This is a genomic window from Dyadobacter psychrotolerans (assembly GCF_004349265.1).
In the GTDB taxonomy this organism is placed as follows: domain Bacteria; phylum Bacteroidota; class Bacteroidia; order Cytophagales; family Spirosomataceae; genus Dyadobacter; species Dyadobacter psychrotolerans.
In genome coordinates this window covers 338,250-356,338 of sequence record NZ_SMFL01000003.1, presented here as the reverse complement: position 1 = coordinate 356,338, position 18,089 = coordinate 338,250, and the positions used below count along the sequence as shown (strand labels likewise).

14 protein-coding genes are annotated in these 18,089 nt (G+C 42.2%); 10 read left to right on the top strand and 4 right to left on the bottom strand.

All coding sequences use genetic code 11. The annotated features are described in order from the left end of the window. Window positions 1-33 precede the first annotated feature (33 nt). Window positions 34-390 carry an iron chaperone gene (locus E0F88_RS09315; RefSeq protein ID WP_131957963.1) on the bottom strand — a complete coding sequence of 119 codons (357 nt, stop codon included), beginning with the start codon at window positions 388-390 and terminating at the stop codon, window positions 34-36. 202 nt (window positions 391-592) lie between these two features. On the opposite strand from E0F88_RS09315, the gene tsaE reads away from it, so the two are divergent. From tsaE to E0F88_RS09280, 7 genes are all read left to right on the top strand, one after another. Then, a complete protein-coding gene (gene tsaE, locus E0F88_RS09310; RefSeq protein ID WP_131957962.1) occupies window positions 593-1,039 on the top strand; it encodes a tRNA (adenosine(37)-N6)-threonylcarbamoyltransferase complex ATPase subunit type 1 TsaE in 447 nt (148 codons plus the stop codon). Between the two features lie 52 nt (window positions 1,040-1,091). Continuing rightward, window positions 1,092-2,318 carry an alanine dehydrogenase gene (locus E0F88_RS09305; RefSeq protein WP_229213715.1) on the top strand — a complete coding sequence of 409 codons (1,227 nt, stop codon included), beginning with the start codon at window positions 1,092-1,094 and terminating at the stop codon, window positions 2,316-2,318. Between the two features lie 147 nt (window positions 2,319-2,465). After that, window positions 2,466-2,870, top strand: coding sequence for a hypothetical protein (locus tag E0F88_RS09300; RefSeq protein WP_131957961.1), 405 nt, complete (start codon window positions 2,466-2,468; stop codon window positions 2,868-2,870). Window positions 2,871-2,975: 105 nt separating this feature from the next. Continuing rightward, entirely contained in the window at window positions 2,976-3,413 is a 438-nt protein-coding gene (locus E0F88_RS09295) for a hypothetical protein (protein WP_131957960.1), read from the top strand. 203 nt (window positions 3,414-3,616) lie between these two features. Continuing rightward, window positions 3,617-4,531: an ABC transporter ATP-binding protein gene (locus E0F88_RS09290; protein WP_131957959.1), complete on the top strand. Its 915-nt coding sequence runs from the start codon at window positions 3,617-3,619 to the stop codon at window positions 4,529-4,531. A 64-nt stretch (window positions 4,532-4,595) separates the two neighbouring features. Then, window positions 4,596-5,927: an ABC transporter permease gene (locus E0F88_RS09285; protein WP_131957958.1), complete on the top strand. Its 1,332-nt coding sequence runs from the start codon at window positions 4,596-4,598 to the stop codon at window positions 5,925-5,927. A gap of 347 nt (window positions 5,928-6,274) precedes the next feature. Then, complete coding sequence (locus E0F88_RS09280; RefSeq protein WP_131957957.1) at window positions 6,275-9,247, top strand: glycosyltransferase family 117 protein; 2,973 nt, start codon at window positions 6,275-6,277, stop codon at window positions 9,245-9,247. 197 nt (window positions 9,248-9,444) lie between these two features. Here E0F88_RS09280 and E0F88_RS09275 read toward each other — a convergent pair whose 3' ends face one another. The 3 genes from E0F88_RS09275 to E0F88_RS09265 all read right to left on the bottom strand — a co-directional run bounded on the left by E0F88_RS09275 (window position 9,445) and on the right by E0F88_RS09265 (window position 12,645). Continuing rightward, window positions 9,445-10,623, bottom strand: a complete 1,179-nt coding sequence (locus E0F88_RS09275; RefSeq protein WP_131957956.1) for an endonuclease/exonuclease/phosphatase family protein — start codon at window positions 10,621-10,623, stop codon at window positions 9,445-9,447. Between the two features lie 122 nt (window positions 10,624-10,745). Continuing rightward, complete coding sequence (gene dnaJ, locus E0F88_RS09270) at window positions 10,746-11,912, bottom strand: molecular chaperone DnaJ (RefSeq protein WP_131957955.1); 1,167 nt, start codon at window positions 11,910-11,912, stop codon at window positions 10,746-10,748. 112 nt (window positions 11,913-12,024) lie between these two features. Next, window positions 12,025-12,645, bottom strand: a complete 621-nt coding sequence (locus E0F88_RS09265) for a nucleotide exchange factor GrpE (RefSeq protein ID WP_131957954.1) — start codon at window positions 12,643-12,645, stop codon at window positions 12,025-12,027. 113 nt (window positions 12,646-12,758) lie between these two features. Here E0F88_RS09265 and queG point away from each other — a divergent pair, with 113 nt between their 5' ends. From queG to E0F88_RS09250, 3 genes are all read left to right on the top strand, one after another. Continuing rightward, window positions 12,759-13,706 (top strand): tRNA epoxyqueuosine(34) reductase QueG, encoded by a 948-nt coding sequence (queG, locus tag E0F88_RS09260; RefSeq protein ID WP_131957953.1) that lies wholly within the window; start codon window positions 12,759-12,761, stop codon window positions 13,704-13,706. 68 nt (window positions 13,707-13,774) lie between these two features. After that, on the top strand, window positions 13,775-14,188 hold the full coding sequence (locus E0F88_RS09255) for a DUF1761 domain-containing protein (protein WP_131957952.1): 414 nt from the start codon (window positions 13,775-13,777) through the stop codon (window positions 14,186-14,188). 750 nt (window positions 14,189-14,938) lie between these two features. Next, window positions 14,939-18,085, top strand: a complete 3,147-nt coding sequence (locus E0F88_RS09250) for a SusC/RagA family TonB-linked outer membrane protein (protein ID WP_229213714.1) — start codon at window positions 14,939-14,941, stop codon at window positions 18,083-18,085. Window positions 18,086-18,089: the final 4 nt, after the last annotated feature.

Here is an 18,089-nt window from a genome sequence, read left to right as displayed (position 1 = left end):
CTTAATGAGGTCTTGGCGCTGAAATTTAAAATTTTATTTGCCTAGGTTCTTCTTAACCTGATACCTGACGATTCTGTCAATCAAATCCAGCGGCAGGGGTTTATCAAACGAAAATTGAACTGTACTTTTTTCTCCTTTAAAATCTGAAAGTTCTTCCTTGAACTCATCCGAATTTCGGGGTACAGGATAAAAGCCGATGTGATTTTTGAAAGCAGCAAAATGAACCAGATTTCCGCTCAGCATGAAAGTTGGCATATCGTATTTGATGGCTTCGGTAGCATCCGGCGCTGCATTTTTTACTGTATTCCGAATTTCCTGCAAATGATCCTGTATATTTTTTGGAAAACCGGAGATGTATTCGTCTATATCTTTGGGTTTGGTCTTTTGCATAAAAATTAATCAGGGATAGAAATGAAAATTGTTCTTTCAGCTCAGTTATAAAAGTTTACTATAAATATAACTATTTGATAAAAAGCACAAAACACTCCTAAACTGAACAGGGAAATGCCGAAACCTCACCTTTTTCAAAACATAAAACATTTGTAATAGCCAACATGCGTTTACTGTTTCCAAAATATGGTATTTTTGCGCAATGAACACAGCTCCGACAATCTTTCGTTTTAAGGATATTAAAGATCTGGCCGATGTATCCCGGGAATTGCTTAGACTGGGAAAAAATATACCGGTCTGGTTGTTTGAAGGACACATGGGTGCAGGGAAAACGACCTTAATCAAGTCGTTGTGTGAAACTCTCGGTGTTACTTCATCGGTTCACAGTCCCACTTTTGCTTTGGTAAATGAATACATTTGTACAGATAAAAGTATTGTTTACCATTTTGACTTTTACAGAATTAAAGACGAAACGGAAGCATTGGACATGGGCGTGGAAGAGTATTTCGATTCCGGAAGTTTTTGTTTTGTGGAATGGCCGGGAAAAATCGAATCGCTTTGGCCGCTGCATTATTTGTTATTGAATCTCAACCTGGAAGAAAACGGGGAGAGGATTTTAAGCGCTGAGGAAATCGGAGGAACTAAATAAGTACTTGATTCAAACGATCCTGACAGCAATTCATCATTGACATTCATCTAAAATGGCCCAAACGCATATTCCCGGTTTTAAAGAACTAGCCAAGCAATCGGAACTCTATCCGCAGGAATCACTTTTAGCAGTTCGCAAAGACCAGAATTCCCTGCTGATCGGTTTGCCCCGTGAAGTTTCTTTGCAGGAAAACCGGATTGCCCTCACGCCGGATGCTGTGAGCATTCTTGTCAGGAACGGACATGAAGTCTGGGTTGAACAGAATGCGGGAAAAGGAGCAAATCTTTCGGATCATGAATACAGCGAGGCCGGTGCCCGGATTGTACAAAGTCCTGAGGAGGTTTATAAAGCGAATTTGATTTTGAAAGTTGAACCGCTTGTTGATGAAGAGTTTGGCTACATCAGGCCGGGGACTACACTTATATCCGTTCTCAATTTGCCTGCACTAAAAAAGGAATATTTTGAGAAACTGAATCAGGCCAAAATAACGGGTATTGGTTACGAATTGATAGAAGATAAAGTAGGAGGCAAGCCGATCATACGTGCCATGGGCGAAATTGCCGGAAGTACCGTGTTGCTTATTGCTGCTGAATATTTATCCACACCCAATGGGGGCCGGGGGATTATTCTGGGTGGGATCACCGGTGTGCCTCCGACAAAAATCGTTATTCTGGGAGCGGGAACAGTTGCGGAATATGCAACCAGAGCAGCCATCAGTGTAGGAGCAGATATCAAGGTTTTTGATAAACATATTTATCGTTTGCAAAGGCTTAAATATGCCATCGGGCAAAACCTTTACACTTCCATTATTGATTCTGATACTTTGGGCGAGGCGATCAGCAGGGCCGATGTGGTGATCGGGACCATGCGTGCTGAAAACGGAATCAGTCCGTTGGTGGTAACCAAGGAAATGGTTTCTCAGATGAAACCGGGCTCGGTGATTATCGATGTCAGTATCGACCAGGGCGGTTCTTTTGAAACATCCAGGATGACGACACATAAGGATCCGACGTTTAAATACAATGATGTAATTCATTACTGCGTACCCAATATTCCGTCTCGAGTTGCACATACCGCAAGTACGGCTTTGAGTAATGTTTTTCTTCCGTTTTTATTACAAACAGGAACAATTGGCGGTATCGAAGAAATGATTTATGCCAATCGTTGGTTTATGAAGGGAGTGTATTGCCATAAAGGAACACTGACCAACTCACACATTGCAAGAAGTTTTAACATGCGTTATAAGGACCTGACGCTGTTGCTGGCTGCGAGAATGTAAATTAGGTTATAGCTAATAGCTTGTAGCGATTAGCTTTGACTCGAATGAGGTAAAAGATACTGAGGACGAAATTATTTGGTTTCATAATTTTGTTCTCCAATTAAAACACAGCTAAAAGCTAACCGCTAATAGCTAACAGCTAGAAAAATGATTAACAATAGTAATGAAAATTCCCTGATGGATGATGCCAACTCACCTGAGTTGAACAGAAAGATTATGGGGCTAGTGTCTGAGGATTTTGTAAAAGTTTCGGATCAGTTGAAAGAGGCTTCATATCAGATACGCAAAAGAGGATTTTCTGATAATCCGATATTTATTCTTTCCTACACCGAAGTGGATCTTGGCGTTTTGCTGATCGACGTGAAAGAAATGGCAAACCTGTACAGCTACCGCGCTTCCTACATGCAGGAATTTGTAGATCGTAAACTGATCGGGGAAGAATCCGTTGAGGCGTTTCAGGAAAATTACAAAAACGCGGATGAGTATTGCTGTCTGTTCGCACTGATTGGCGATTTTTCAGGATTTATTTATGTTCCTTATCCGGAAGATTAGAGACAGGAGCCGGTTGGTAAGTTTCCATAATGTTTTCTGACAAAGCTGTTTAATTGCTTTATATTTAGAAATATTTTTTCACAATAACACTTGCCTCACTTGCTTATGGAACCCAAGCTAATCCTTGAAAAAGAACTCGAACCTATTTTTTTAGAAAAATTTCCTGAATTTCCTGAAAACGTAAAAGAAGTCATTGCCCAATACGGTCCGTACGTTTTGCTTGTTTTGTCTATCATCGGACTTTTAGGCCTGCTTACAGCCTTTGGTCTTGGCGGCGCTGCAATAGGAATCGGAGCTGCTGCTTACGGAGGCGGCTTTAACTTTTATATCGGCATCACGATTTCAATCATCACACTGGTTTTGTATCTGATGGCGTTTTCACCCCTAAGAGCGCGTAAAAGAGCCGGATGGAATTTGATCTATTATGCTCTGCTCATTAGTCTGCTGGGAAATCTTATCCAGTTGAATATATTAGGAGTTATCATTGGAGGTATCGTTGGTTTCTGGGTTTTGTTTCAAATCCGCAGCAAATACATTCTGTAAATAAAAACACATCATTTTGGAAAGCGAGTGGATATCCGCTCGCTTTTTGTTTTATACCGCTGATCCGCCTCATTTCGCATTTATACTTCTTTTTTTGCGATCATTTGGATACTTTGCATATTTGAGTTCAGAATCAAAGACTTATTACCCCGCTTTATCTATTACGCTCATTCACAATCATCAGTTCTCTTTAAGTTATTGATATGAATATTATTGAAGTACAGCATGTTACCAAAGACTACGCAAATCACAGAGCGCTGGACGACGTTAGTATTGACATTCCGAAAGGATGTATTTTTGGTTTACTAGGGCCCAATGGTGCAGGGAAAACCTCTCTGATCCGTATCATCAATCAGATTACAGGTCCTGACGCAGGTCAGATTTTGTTTGATGGTAAACCACTTAACCAAAGCCACATTTCCCGAATAGGTTACCTGCCGGAAGAACGCGGGCTATATAAAAAAATGAAAGTCGGCGAACAGCTGCTTTATCTCGCCCAATTGAAGGGTTTGTCCAAAAGTGAAGCAATGGACAAGCTGAAAATCTGGTTTGTGAAATTTGATATCAAAACCTGGTGGGATAAAACGGTTTCAGATCTTTCGAAAGGGATGCAGCAAAAGGTGCAGTTTGTATCAACTGTTCTTCACGAACCGGATCTGATCATTCTGGATGAACCTTTTTCAGGTTTTGACCCTATTAACGCAAACCTGATCCGGGACGAAATTCTTGAATTAAAACAAAAAGGCAGCACGATCATTTTTTCGACGCACCGCATGGAAACGGTAGAGGAACTTTGTGATAATATTGCGCTGATACATCGTGCAAAAAAAGTACTTGACGGCCCGAAACAGGTTATAAAGGATCAGTTTAAAACCAATACGTTTTTTGTCGAATACAAAGGGAATCTGATTGTTAACGAAAGTCGCTACCAACTGGAACCGTTGAAAGAACTGGAAAACGGTTTCCGCAGGACAAACATACATTTGCCGGCCGGCATGAGCCCGAACCAGCTTTTAAGTGACATGATCAACCAGGTTGAAATACGTTCTTTCGGAGAAAACATTCCTTCTATGAGCGACATTTTTATGCGTGCGGTGAATGAAGTGCCGGAGGCGTGAAAATAGGCAGAGGGGTAAGGCAGTGGGATTGGAATTAGTTCTAAAAAATTAAAACAACTAACTAATGCGAAATATATTACTTGTAATTCAAAGGGAATACCTGGTCAGGGTCAAAAAGAAGTCGTTTTTGATTATGACTATTCTCGGGCCGCTTCTTTTTGTTGCTTTTTATGCCGCTGTGATCTGGATCGCCGTAGGTTCGGTAGATCTGAAAACGGTTCAGGTTGTGGATGAAAGCAATTTGTTTAAAAATGAATTTAAGGATACTGAGTCGTTAAAATTTTCCTACCTGTCGTCCCCGATTGATTCTGCTAAAAGACAGTTTGAAAAAAGCGGAGCAAATGCGCTGGTTTATATTCCCAGTGACGTGATCAAACAACCTAAAAGTGTGAAAATATATGCTGCGAAAAACGTCAGCATGGAATTAAAATCGGGTATTGAAGATGTAATTGAAAAGCAGATTGAAGAAATAAAACTTTCAGAAGCGGGGATTACACACAAAATTCTGGAAGATTCCAGAGTCAATGTAAAGTCTGAAACGATCAGTCTGAGCGAAGAAGGAGAAAAAACCAGCAGTTCGGGAGCAGCTACCGTTATCGGCGGAATTTGCGCCTTTTTGATTTATATGTCTGTTTTCATTTACGGAACACAGGTCATGCGTGGAATCACAGAAGAAAAAACCAACCGGATTGTTGAGGTGATTATCTCCTCGGTTAAACCTTATCAGCTTATGATGGGTAAAATCATTGGTGTAGCGCTGGTAGGTCTTACACAATTTGTGCTCTGGATTTTCCTGACCATTTCCCTTACTTCTCTTGCGACTACGGTTTTAAGTGACAAAATGCCTAAAAATCAGCAGGCGATGGTAGATGATGTTCAGAAAAAAATGCCGGGAGGCGCTATGGCGAACAGCGGAATGCCAGGTGGTAATGTTCAAAATCCGGTTTCCGAAGTTTTGGGTGCAGTAAATAGTCTTAATATTCCGCTGATTCTGGGATGTTTTTTATTCTATTATCTGGGAGGTTATCTGCTTTACAGTGCTTTGTTTGGGGCAGTAGGAGCAGCGGTTGACAATGATGCGGATACGCAGCAATTTATGCTTCCCATTACATTACCAATCATATTTTCATTTGTATTTGCCCAATTCGTTTTACGTGATCCGGATGGAAGTCTGGCTTTCTGGACGTCCATTATTCCATTTACCTCACCTATTATTATGATGGTGCGAATACCCTTTGGCGTGCCTGTCTGGGAACTTGTGTTGTCGATGGTGCTGCTGGTACTGGGTTTTATGGGGACGATCTGGCTGGCTGCCCGTATCTATCGCGTCGGAATTTTGATGTACGGGAAAAAAGTGAGCTACAAAGAACTGGCTAAGTGGATATTTTATAAGTAAGAAGTTATAGAAGTTACGGAGTTAGCGGGGAGTTAAGAATTGGCAGCGTTGCGATTCTTAACTCCCTTTTGAATTGATCGCCTCCGCCGTTCTCCCTTTCTCCGTACCAGTGAATAATTCCAGGTTTAGCAATTTCCTCCTTAACTCCTGATTTCTTAACTTCACAGCCGCTCCAAAACTACTCTTCATTCCAACTTCTTTCCCCGGTTAACACTTTTTAAGACCTGCTAACCCTTGCCGTTGAGGTTATTTTGCTAATTTTGACCCGATCATTGAAAACACTGCCATTAGAACGTGTTGGTTCATGTTCATTTGCAATTCAAATTTTACATTTTATATACTAACTAATGACCCGTTTCAATCGAGCCAACAACCTTACGGGTTGGATTGTCTTCGCCATTGCACTCATCACATACACGCTTACAGTCGAAAGGACGGCTAGCTTTTGGGATTGCGGCGAATTTATTGCCTGTGCATTTAAATTACAGGTACCTCACCCTCCGGGTGCACCGTTTTTTCTTTTAATCGGGCGTATCTTTTCACTGCTTGCTTTTGGTGACCTAACTAATGTTGCCTACTGGGTGAACATGGTTTCTGTTCTGAGCAGTGCCTTTACAATCCTTTTCCTTTTCTGGACAATTACTTTACTTGCCAGAAAACTGATCGGCAAACGGGATGAAGACTTAACGTCTGGTGATATCATTTTGCTGGTTGGAGCCGGTGCTGTTGGTGCAATGGCTTATACCTGGTCTGATTCATTCTGGTTTTCAGCTGTGGAAGCGGAAGTTTACGGGATGTCATCATTCTTTACCGCCATCGTTATCTGGGCTGTTTTCAAATGGGAACGAATTGAAAATCCTGCTGACGAAAACCGTTACCTTATCTTTATTGCCTATTTGGTTGGTATTTCCATCGGTGTCCATTTGCTTAACCTGGTAACTATTCCGGCGCTTGCATTGGTTTACTATTTTAAGAAATTTGATAAACCGAGCGTTTTCGGTGGTATTCTTGCTTTTGTTGGCGGGTTAGTAATTTTGGCAATTATAAACTCAGCGATTATTCCCGGACTTCCTAGTGTTGCCGGAAAGTTTGAGATCTTCTTTGTGAATTCACTTGGTCTTCCTTTTAAATCAGGTGTTATATTCTTTATCATATTGTTTATTGGTGCACTGATCTGGGGTATCCGTTATTCGCAGCAAAAAGGCAAAGTATTGTTAAATACAGGTTTACTGTCGCTTGCATTTGTATTGGTTGGTTACGCAAGTTATTTAATGGTTTTGGTTCGTGCAGAATACAATCCGCCGATCAATGAAAACAACCCGAATGATGTATTAAGCTTTGTTTCTTACCTGAAAAGGGAACAGTACGGAAGTCGTCCGTTACTTTACGGGCCCTCTTTTGTGTCACGCCCGGTAAGCCAGAAACGCGGCGCTCCGATGTACCGCAAACAGGATGGGAAATATGTGGTATATGACTATCGTCCGGAATACGAATATGAACCGGGGAGTAGCATGCTTCTGCCTCGTATGTACAGTACGCAGTCGGGGCACCCGCAGCTTTATCAGCAGATGACCGGATTGGCAGAAGGGCAAAAACCAACGATGGGTAACAACCTTTCCTTTATGTTCTCCTACCAGATCGGACATATGTACTGGCGCTATTTTCTATGGAATTTTGTAGGCCGGGAAAGTGACGAGGAAGGGGCCGGCAACTTGCTTCCCTGGGATGCGTTAAAGAAATATCCGTCTCCGATTGAGAATAACAAAGCGCATGATAATTATTTCATGCTTCCGTTTATACTTGGTTTGCTTGGTCTTGTTGTCGCTTATTTCAGGCAAAAAAGAGATTTACTGGTTCTTGGTTTATTATTTGTTTTAACCGGTGTGGCACTCGTTGTTTACCTGAACTCTCCGCCAACGGAACCCCGGGAGCGTGATTATATTTATGTCGGATCGTTCTATATTTTCTGTATCTGGATAGGTTTCGGTGTGATCGCCGTGGCTGACGGGATCAGTAAATTTGTGAAAAATGCATCTACCCGTGCCGGTGTGGCAACGGCGATCTGTCTGGTTGTACCGGTTATTATGGGTGCAAAAGGCTGGAACAATCACAACCGTGACAACAGATACCATTCAGTTGATTTTGCAAAAAATCTATTAAACTCCTGTGCCCCGAACGCGATCCTGTTTACCGGAGGTGATAACGATACATTCCCCTTATGGTATGTGCAGGAAGTGGAGGGTTTTCGGACGGATGTTCGTGTTTGTAACCTGAGCTTGCTTGGAACGGACTGGTACATCGATCAGATGAAACGCAAGACTTACCTTTCGGAAGCGCTCCCGATCTCGCTGGAAAAAAGCAACTATGCTTTTGGTAAAAACGATATCGTTCCGTTTTATGAAATACCAAGTGTTAAAGGCGGTATTAACCTGAAAGAATATCTGGGTCTTGTCAAAACAGAAAACAAAGCGATTCAGGTGCCGCTGACAAGTGGTGACATGACATCCATTCTGCCATCGTCTGTTTTGTTCCTGCCGGTGGATGCAGAGGCTGTTAAGAAAATGGGTATCATCAAAAGCGATCTGGTTCCTTTTGTGAGCGATTCGATCAGCTGGACAATTGGTAAAGGAGATCTTTACAAATCGGATCTGATCATGCTGGATATTATTTCTACCAATGACTGGAAACGTCCTATTTATTTCTCTTCCACTTTGGGCGGATCAAGTTACCTGAATTTGAAAGAATACATGCAGCTGGAAGGTTATGCTTATCGCCTGCTTCCGGTACGTGTGCCAGGTGCTCAGGACGGTTATGTGAACTCGGATGTGATGTATAATAATCTGATGACCAAGATGTTCTGGCGCGAGCTTGATAATCCGAAAACATATTATGACAATACGTATCTCGGTTCTCCGGTAGCAACAGCACGTATCGCGTTCATTCGTCTTGCCGGACAGCTGATCGCAGATGGCCGCAAGGAAGAAGCGAAGAAAGCCATCGAAAAGTCGCTTTCAACCATGCCGGATAAGAGTATTCCTTATGATAACTTCTCTGCAAATTTCATAGGTATTCTTTTTGATCTTGGGGAAAACAAAAAGGCGCTGGATATAGCTGAAACAATGGCCACCCGTGCTGATGAAGTTTTGACCTGGGCAAAGGACAACGGCACAACCAAGCGTCGTGACAGCAATTTGTATCTTTACATTTTGCAAACAATCGTTCAGGAATGCCGTGAAGCGAAGCAGGAAGCTGCTGCCAAAAAATATGAAGTAATCTTCCAGAAACACCTGACTGCTTTTAACATGTATAGCGGACAATAGGTTTTGTGAATAAGCTATTAGTAAAAAGCGGAGATTGCTGTGAGGCGATCTCCGCTTTTTACTGCTCTTAAATAAGAAATTGCCGGGGCGACTTGAAGAACATTCTCAACCAACTTTGGCCAAAACCAATATCGATCACTGCTTTATAGCCCCAGGCTCAACCTGGGGTTAAGTTAATATCAGTTCTTCCTTTCTCATCACTCAATTCTGACCTTCACCCAAACCAAACGGTGATCCGAGCTGGATTCTCTTTTTTCTACGAGGTCTGACATAACTTCGCCCTTTGCCGGCCAGAAAACGCCGCTGTCAAGAACTTTAAATCCTGTTTTTGACGGAAGTACATAATCCGCACGCATACGCCAGAAAGCAGTATGGTTTTTTGCAAAAGCATTATCCGGACTATGCTGAGCGCCGCCTTTGCTTGCAGGAGGTGTGTCATTGTTGATTTTTGGATGTGCAAGTAAGGATCGTATGCCATCAGTAATTGCATTTCCTTCGTCCGGAGAAGCATTTTGATCTCCCATAATTACGAAAGACGTATTGCTTGCCAAACCTCCCTTTTTGCCTTTATCATCATAAATGTAAAATGCGGTCTGGTCAGAAATATAGTCACGCCAGAAACGGATTTCGTCAAAATTCCTTTTTCCGTTACGGTCTTCGGCTCCGTCGAATGTGGGTGGGGTAGGATGGCTTACCAGTACATGAATGGTTTTATTGCCAACCTGTACGGGTACGTCCCAGTGGGATTTGGATGATAAAGGAAACTGCGCCCAGGCTTCCGGCGTATACCAGTCACTTCCATCAGCTTTGGTTGTTTTCTGAGCACCCGGCATATCTTTCCATTTGAAGTTCTGAAAGGTTCTGATGTTTTTAGTATCAATCGGATATCTTGACAACAGCACCATTCCATACTGTCCCGGATAATTACCAAAACCCCAGGCATCGTTACCCAGTTTGTCAAATTTTCCATCATTATTCAGATCAAAAGGTGAGGGCTGACCTGTGTTTACGGTGGAATAATAGAAATAAGGGTAACTGATCGCCTTTGTGCCGGACTGATCTTTCATCAAATAATTTTGAATAAAAGCTTTTGCTCCCTGTTCCGGATCTTTGATATAGTCAAACTCATTAAGCAGGATTACATCAGGCCTGACAGTCTGGATAATTGCAGCTATGTTTTTAATCTGTGTGTTTGTTCCCGATGCGAGTTCTTTCACCAACACCTGTTCCGAATTTCCTTTTGTTCCTCTCGGAACATAGTTTTCGGCTTCCATACTCACATTGTATGTAGCGAAAGTCAGCTCGGGTGTTTTGGCAGATTGAGCGTTTAAAAAACCTGAGGAGAACATAATCAGGAGCAGGAGTAATGGTTTCATAAAAGTGATTGTCTTTGATTCTTTGGTCTGCGAATATAAAGAATGTTAAGTTAGCAGGATATTAACAAAAAAGAGCTGCCACAAAGGTGACAGCTCAAAAAACATATAATGGACTCTATCCGTTAATGAAAAAAATCTTTCATTTTATCAAAAAAACCTTTTTCGTTTTTGCCTGGTTTTGGCTGGAAATTTGGTGAATGGCGGAGAGCTTCAAGAGTCTCACGTTCGTCGGTAGACAATTGCTGCGGTGTCCAGACATTGATGTGAACCAATTGATCACCTTTTCCATAACCATTCAGATCTTTAATTCCTTTTCCTTTCAAACGAAGAATTTTTCCGGCCTGCGTTCCCGCTTCCACGTTAATTCGGGCCTTGCCATCTATTGTCGGGATTTCAGTTGATGTTCCCAAGGCTGCATCGATAAAGCTCAGGTGCATGTCAAACACAACATTGTTTCCATCGCGTTTCAGCTGCGCATCTTCTTCTTCTTCGATTACAATCAAAAGATCTCCGGCTACTCCCCCTCTTGAAGGAACATTTCCTTTGCCGGACATTGAAAGCTGCATGCCTTCAGCCACACCGCCCGGAATGTTAAGTGTGATCAGATCATCCTGTAATAAACGTCCTTCTCCTGCACAGGCATCACAACGCTCACTGATGATTTTGCCGTCACCGTTACAGGTTGGGCAGGTACTTGTTGAAACCATCTGGCCAAGCATCGTACTTACTACTTTGCGAACCTGACCTGTTCCGTTACAGCTTCCGCAGTTGGTAAGCGAAGTGCCATTTTTAGCACCGTTACCACCGCAGGTATTACAGCTAACGTGGCGTTTAACCTTGATTTTTTTCTCAACACCGTTGGCAACTTCTTCCAGGTTTAGTTTAAGTTTGATACGAAGATCCGAACCTTTACGAACCCTGCGGCCACCGCCACCACCGGCGCGGCCAAACATGTCACCAAATGGGCTGCTGTCACCGAATATATCGCCAAACTGAGAGAAAATATCGTCCATCGAAAATCCTCCTGCACCATATCCTGCACCGCCGCCGCCGCCCGGACCACCAACACCGGCATGTCCGTACTGATCGTAACGTGCTTTTTTATTTTCGTCACTCAGAATGCTGTATGCTTCCGCTGCTTCTTTAAATTTATCCTCCGCAGTAGGATCGTCCGGGTTTTTATCCGGGTGGAATTTGATAGCCAGCTTGCGATAGGCTTTTTTGATTTCGTCAGCAGGAGCCGTTCGCTCTACACCAAGTACTTCGTAATAATCTCTTTTCTTAGCCATTTTTTAATTTCGAATGTATAACGCGGGTTACCTTTGGCCTACCAGCTGATTTGATAAAAATCAATGTCCGATGCCTTTGGCTATTACACATCATACATTACTTTAATAATTATTATGCACCAACGATGACTTTCGCGTAGCGTATTACTTTGTCGTTCAGGTAATATCCTTTTTCTATTTCATCAATTACCTTTCCCTTCAGATCTTCGGAAGGAGCAGGAAACTGTGCGATTGATTCATGGATTTCAACATCAAAGGTTTCACCCTTCGACTGCATCGGCTTTAGACCCTTTGCCTCAAGTGTTTTAAAAAGTTTGGTGTAGATTAAATCAACGCCTTCTTTTAGTGCCACAATGTCGGTAGATGAGTCAAATGACACTTTCGCACGTTCGAAGTCATCCACAACCGGCAAAATTTGTTTTACCATGTCGGCACCAGCCGTCGAAAGCAATTCAAGTTTTTCTTTTGAAGTACGTCTGCGGAAGTTTTCAAAATCTGCATAAAGTCTCAGATATTTATCTTTGAGCTCGGCTATTTCCTGTTTTGCCGATTCCAAAGGATCTTTTTCGTGAACCGCCTGCGCGTCATCTGAAATCTCCTGGCCTGCATTATCCATAGGTACTGCATTCGCCGACTCTTCGCTTGTGAAGTTTTCCTCTTCAGGAATCGTATTCTCCCCGTTCATTTCGTTTGTTATGTCTTGATCTATGTTGGACTCTGTATCTTTCGGCATAATATCTGGGTAATTTTATGACTTTTGTAACGTTTTGAAACTACTAAATTACTTTGCCAGAAGCAAAATACTGACAAGATGACATTTTTTGGATCTATTTGTAACTTTGCCGCATGACGACATCAGATCTGGTTTTACAGGAAAGAAGCAAATTTATAAAGTCGAAAGCGCTTGAAAACGGTTTTGACTTTTGCGGAATTTCCAAAGCCGGATTTCTGGAAACGGAAGCACCAAGGCTGGAAAACTGGCTGAACAAAAACCACAATGGTTCAATGGCCTATATGGCTAACCATTTCGACAAGCGTTTAGATCCACGCAAACTGGTTGATGGTGCCAAAAGTGTTATTTCAGTTTTGTTAAATTATTATCCTGAACAAAAACTTCCCGAAGAAAAGGAAGATCTGAAGATTTCGAAATATGCTTACGGTAACGATTATCATTACGTCCTGAAAGAAAAGCTGGGTAATCTGCTGTCAGCTATCCGGGAAGAAATCGGTGAAGTCGATGCGCGGATTTTTGTAGATTCGGCTCCCGTTATGGATAAAGTCTGGGCGGCAAAAAGTGGGTTGGGCTGGGTCGGAAAACATTCCAATTTGCTCAACCGCGATATGGGTAGTTTCTTTTTTATCGGAGAAATTATCTGTGATCTGGATCTGGAATACGACGGGGCAACAGGAGATTTTTGCGGGACCTGTACGAGATGTATGGACGCCTGTCCGACGGATGCAATTACCGAAGCCTATGTTGTGGATGGCAGCAAATGTATCAGTTATTACACCATCGAATTAAAAGAAGCGATTCCGGCTGACGTTCGGGGAAAATTTGACAACTGGATATTTGGATGCGATGTTTGTCAGGATGTGTGTCCCTGGAACCGGTTTTCTAAACCAAATAAAACACCCGAATTTTCTCTGCAGCCGGGTCTGGCAGAGTTCACCTCAAACGATTGGGAAGAAATTACGGAAGAGGTTTTTCGGGAGGTTTTCAGGAAGTCTCCTTTAAAACGAACCAAGTATGAAGGATTAAAACGAAACATAGAATTTGTCAGGCCTTCCAGGTAGATTAACGCCCAAACCTCTTATATTTGAATCTGGTAGTTCCTTTTGATGACTGAATAACACTCTATAATATGAGAAAACAATCTGTCAATCTTTGGGCCGTGCTTGTTTGTGTGGTTATTTCCCAAGTTATTCCTGCCCTTTGGTACTGGGCATTTTCTGAATCCTGGATGGCTCTAAACGGCTTTACCATGGAACAGATCAAGACGGCTAACAGCCCTGTTCCTTATCTGGCGAGTATTGTCTCCTCCGCATTTTCTGCCTATACCGTTGCCTGGATTTTTACAAAAATACCAGTCAAATCAATCATTGCCGGTTTTTTAACCGGAATGCTTTTTGGTAGTGTTTTTGTATTTTTTGAAATCATTGTCAAAGATTTGTTTTCCATGCGCTCGTTGCTTTTATCTCTGATTGATGGCGGGGTACGTGTTATCGTCTTTGCAATTACAGGCGCAATATTGGGAGTTTGGAGGAAGTATGAGTAAATGACCTTGTTATTCTGATTCTGTTGAGGACATTTCTAGTTGTCTCTTGCTAAGTCGTGTTCAAATTTGGCAACAAATCTCGTTTCTTCTTATTGAAAGTAAGACTTAGCTATTGCAATTTTCTGGGTTTTACTTCTAAACTTTTATTTGTCCGTATCGTTTGCAACATCAGCTGAAACGAATCTTTGCATCTCATCCAGGCGTATAGCGTTACCCTATCAAAAACTGCTTCTTTAAATCAACAACTGGTGACTTTAATCCAATTTTAATTTTGTTTTGTGCTTAATTAATAGTTTTATGGATTGTGTTTATTAGATCAGGCAGAATAATATTTTTATTTTATAAAGTTGTTCAAATGTTAGGACGATATTTTAAAAAAAATTAAATTTCCAAAAAATACGCTATATCTGACATTTATGAATACAGAATTGGTAACCAGACCGATTGATTATTTTATTAAAACTTCTCCTGTTCTATACTCTAGTTTCCGGTTTTTTCGGATAGGTTTTTCGAATAAAATGCATGAGAAAGGCTTCTTCGCTATATAATTAGCGAAGAATCTTTTTTGCTCTATTAGCCCCTGAAAATTTTCCAGACAGTGTGTCTTTGTCACTCCTAACAGTGTCAGATAAGATGGTTTATACTCATTTTTTGCATTAGCCAGCTGACAGAGATGGCACCGGACCTTGATTTTTTACAGTTGAATTGCGTACCAAATTTTAATAACAAACCTAACTTAATTTTTAAACTATGAAGGAAAAATTACGTGTCGCGCTACCCGGGATGGGGTTCCGAGGTAGAGGGATTTTGTCTGTTTTTTTTGCCGTAAATTGCATGGTCACGCCTTTATTTGCTGCTGATTTGGGCAAAACGGAAAAGACCCGCTCTAGAAAAGAACAGCCAAGGTCTCGCGACCTTGCTGAGCAGATCACAGGTACCGTAAAAGATGGAAAAGGAGATCCGATACCGGGGGCCAATATTCTGCTAAAGGGATCAAGTATTGGAACGAGTACTTCTGTCGATGGTGCGTTTAGTATTACTGTACCGGATGCCAGCGCCGTGTTGGTTGTTTCCTCAATTGGATTCGTAAGCAAAGAGGTGCCGGTTGGTAGTCAAAAGACCATTGATATTGTGCTGGTTGAAGATGCGAATCAGTTGGGAGAAGTAGTAGTTACTGCCCTTGGTATTCAGAGAGATAAAAAGTCCCTGACCTTTGCAACGCAGCAAATCGATGGAACGGAATTGCGCCGGGCGGCCAACACCAACTTCGTTGATGCCCTTAATGGTAAAGCCGCAGGTATTGATATTAAGGTAAGTAGTTCGGGTGCCGGTGGTTCTACCAGGGCTGTGCTCAGAGGAAACAAATCGTTACAAGGTTCGAGTGAGGCCCTTTATGTGATCGATGGTATTCCCATGGCAAATAACAAGGGCGGGCAGCCGGGTTCTTATGGTGGTACGGATGGTGGAGATGGACTTTCTGCCATTAACCCTGCTGACATCGAAAGTATCAGTATACTGAGAGGCGCAAATGCTTCTATTCTTTACGGTAGTCAGGGTGCCAATGGTGTTATTTTGATCACAACCAAAAAAGGCAAGGAAGGCAAAGTATCTGTTGACTTCAATTCCAGTACGGTTTTGGAACAAGTTTCTGGCCTCCCTGATTTTCAGTTCCGTTATGGAACAGTGGGTGGTGACTATAGCTGGACACCTGTTGGAACGGCGGTTGTGAAGTCAGACAACTACCAAAAAGATTACATTAAAGATTTCTTTCAGACTGGCGTAACTGCTACCAATGGCGTGTCAATTACAGGTGGGAATGACAAAACCAGTGTTTATTTTTCTTATGCGAATATTTCTTCGAAGGGTGTATTGCCAACAAATACCTATCGTAAAAATAACTTTTCGTTCAGACAAAGCACCAAATTGCTGAATGACAAGATTACGTTAAGCTCCGGTGTGATCTTATCCTCCGAAGTATCGAAGAACCGCCCGGGTGCTGGTTATTATAACAACCCTTTGACCGGTCTTTATTTATTTGCAAGAGACCGCGACTTCAATAGCTACAAAGAAAATTACTCAGTTTTCAATCCGGAAAGGAATTTGTATAAAATGAACTGGTATTCGACGGAAGAAAAACAAAACAATCCATACTGGGAAATTAACAAAAATCCGAAACTGCAGACATACAAAAGACTTATCGCCAATGTGAAACTCTCTTATGATATCGCAGAGGGTCTTAAATTTGATGTGAGGGCAAACATGGATTACAACAACGTTTTGGATGACAAACGTTACGCTGCAGCCGGAAACTCTGTAAGTGTCAGTCCTAACGGGAAATGGGAGTATTCAAAATACACGGATCAGTCGATTTATGCAGATGGGATACTAAGCTACAATAAGACCTTAGGTGAATTTAGTTTAAACGCACTTGCTGGTCTGAGTTATCAGAAAAACAAATACTATGATGGAATAGTTGTTAACAACGGTACCACCGCACTGCAGTATCCCAACGTATTCACATTTGCAAATATGCCTTTCAATGTGATTTTCAGTAGCGATGGACGTTACAGTAACACCATCAAGCAAGGCGCATTTGCCAACTTGTCGCTTGGGTTCAAGGACTTCCTGTTTTTGGATGTGGCGGGACGTAACGACTGGGCTTCTACCCTGGCTCTATCCGGCAACCAATCATACTTTTACCCTTCTATCGGGGGATCTGCTGTAATCAGCGAGATGTTTAATTTGCCTCAGGCTATTTCGTTCCTGAAATTAAGAGCATCGTTCTCACAGACTGCGAATGAAGTACCCTATAACGTAGTTCAACCATTGGCTACAATTGGTGGTGCCGGTACTCCGGATGGTATAGGTGGTATCAATAAACCAACACAGGTACCCTTTACCAATCTTAAGCCTGAGAAAATCGTGGCCAATGAGTATGGTCTTGAGGCTAAGTTTTTTAAGGGACGTCTGGGACTTGACTTTACCTATTATAACGGTGTAAGTACCAATCAATTCCTTTCACTGCCTGCCGCTTCGGGGTCAGGGTATACGGTTCAGTATATAAATGCCGGAAAAATCACTAACGAAGGGTTTGAACTGGCCCTGAATGCCGATCCTTTCCGCACAGATCATTTCAGCTGGAGTACTTCGCTAAACGCCTCACAGAACACGAATAAGATTGTGGAACTGATACCGTCTAATCCTGGCTATCAGGTAGGCAGCGATACTGAAGGTTTTGCATCGCTTATCAAAGCAGGCGGATCTTTCAATGACGTGTACATTTATCACTTTGCACGAAACGCTGCGGGACAAATTATTTTGTCTGCTGCCGGCGTGCCAACCCGGGAGGCTACACAGACAAAAGTGGGTAACGTAAATCCTAAACTCCTTTTGGGATGGACCAACAATTTTAATTTTCATAACTTCTTCGCGAGCGTACTGGTTAACGGTAAATTTGGCGGTGTCGCTTTCTCAAAAACAGAAGCGTTCCTGGATTCTTACGGTGTAAGTGAAAGGACTGCGGCAGCGAGAGACGGTGGAAAAATGGCTATCAATGCAGTTGGAGCAGATGGCGCAGCTGTTACTTCCATCGAACCGTATACTTATTATTCCGCTGTTGGTGACAGAAACAAGATCATGGAACCATACGTGTTTTCAAGAACGAACGTCAGGTTAGGACAGTTTGTATTAGGTTACACTTTCAAAACAAAGTCTGCAAATCCTGTGTTTAAGGATGCTTCCATTTCCTTCGTAGGCCGGAATTTATTCTTCTTCTACAAAAAAGCACCTTTCGATCCTGAGCAGGCTATGAGTACCAACAACGCTTTGCAGTCAACTGACGTGTTTGGTTTGCCATCTACAAGATCTTATGGGTTAAACCTGAAGTTTACATTCTAAAATT

Excerpts from the sequence above, each read along its gene's own strand:
- E0F88_RS09315 (WP_131957963.1), bottom strand. The coding sequence starts at position 390 with ATGCAAAAGACCAAACCCAAAGATATAGACGAATACATCTCCGGTTTT.
- tsaE (WP_131957962.1), top strand. The coding sequence starts at position 593 with ATGAACACAGCTCCGACAATCTTTCGTTTTAAGGATATTAAAGATCTG.
- E0F88_RS09305 (WP_229213715.1), top strand. The coding sequence starts at position 1,092 with ATGGCCCAAACGCATATTCCCGGTTTTAAAGAACTAGCCAAGCAATCG.
- E0F88_RS09300 (WP_131957961.1), top strand. The coding sequence starts at position 2,466 with ATGATTAACAATAGTAATGAAAATTCCCTGATGGATGATGCCAACTCA.
- E0F88_RS09295 (WP_131957960.1), top strand. The coding sequence starts at position 2,976 with ATGGAACCCAAGCTAATCCTTGAAAAAGAACTCGAACCTATTTTTTTA.
- E0F88_RS09290 (WP_131957959.1), top strand. The coding sequence starts at position 3,617 with ATGAATATTATTGAAGTACAGCATGTTACCAAAGACTACGCAAATCAC.
- E0F88_RS09285 (WP_131957958.1), top strand. The coding sequence starts at position 4,596 with ATGCGAAATATATTACTTGTAATTCAAAGGGAATACCTGGTCAGGGTC.
- E0F88_RS09280 (WP_131957957.1), top strand. The coding sequence starts at position 6,275 with ATGACCCGTTTCAATCGAGCCAACAACCTTACGGGTTGGATTGTCTTC.
- E0F88_RS09275 (WP_131957956.1), bottom strand. The coding sequence starts at position 10,623 with ATGAAACCATTACTCCTGCTCCTGATTATGTTCTCCTCAGGTTTTTTA.
- dnaJ (WP_131957955.1), bottom strand. The coding sequence starts at position 11,912 with ATGGCTAAGAAAAGAGATTATTACGAAGTACTTGGTGTAGAGCGAACG.
- E0F88_RS09265 (WP_131957954.1), bottom strand. The coding sequence starts at position 12,645 with ATGCCGAAAGATACAGAGTCCAACATAGATCAAGACATAACAAACGAA.
- queG (WP_131957953.1), top strand. The coding sequence starts at position 12,759 with ATGACGACATCAGATCTGGTTTTACAGGAAAGAAGCAAATTTATAAAG.
- E0F88_RS09255 (WP_131957952.1), top strand. The coding sequence starts at position 13,775 with ATGAGAAAACAATCTGTCAATCTTTGGGCCGTGCTTGTTTGTGTGGTT.
- E0F88_RS09250 (WP_229213714.1), top strand. The coding sequence starts at position 14,939 with ATGAAGGAAAAATTACGTGTCGCGCTACCCGGGATGGGGTTCCGAGGT.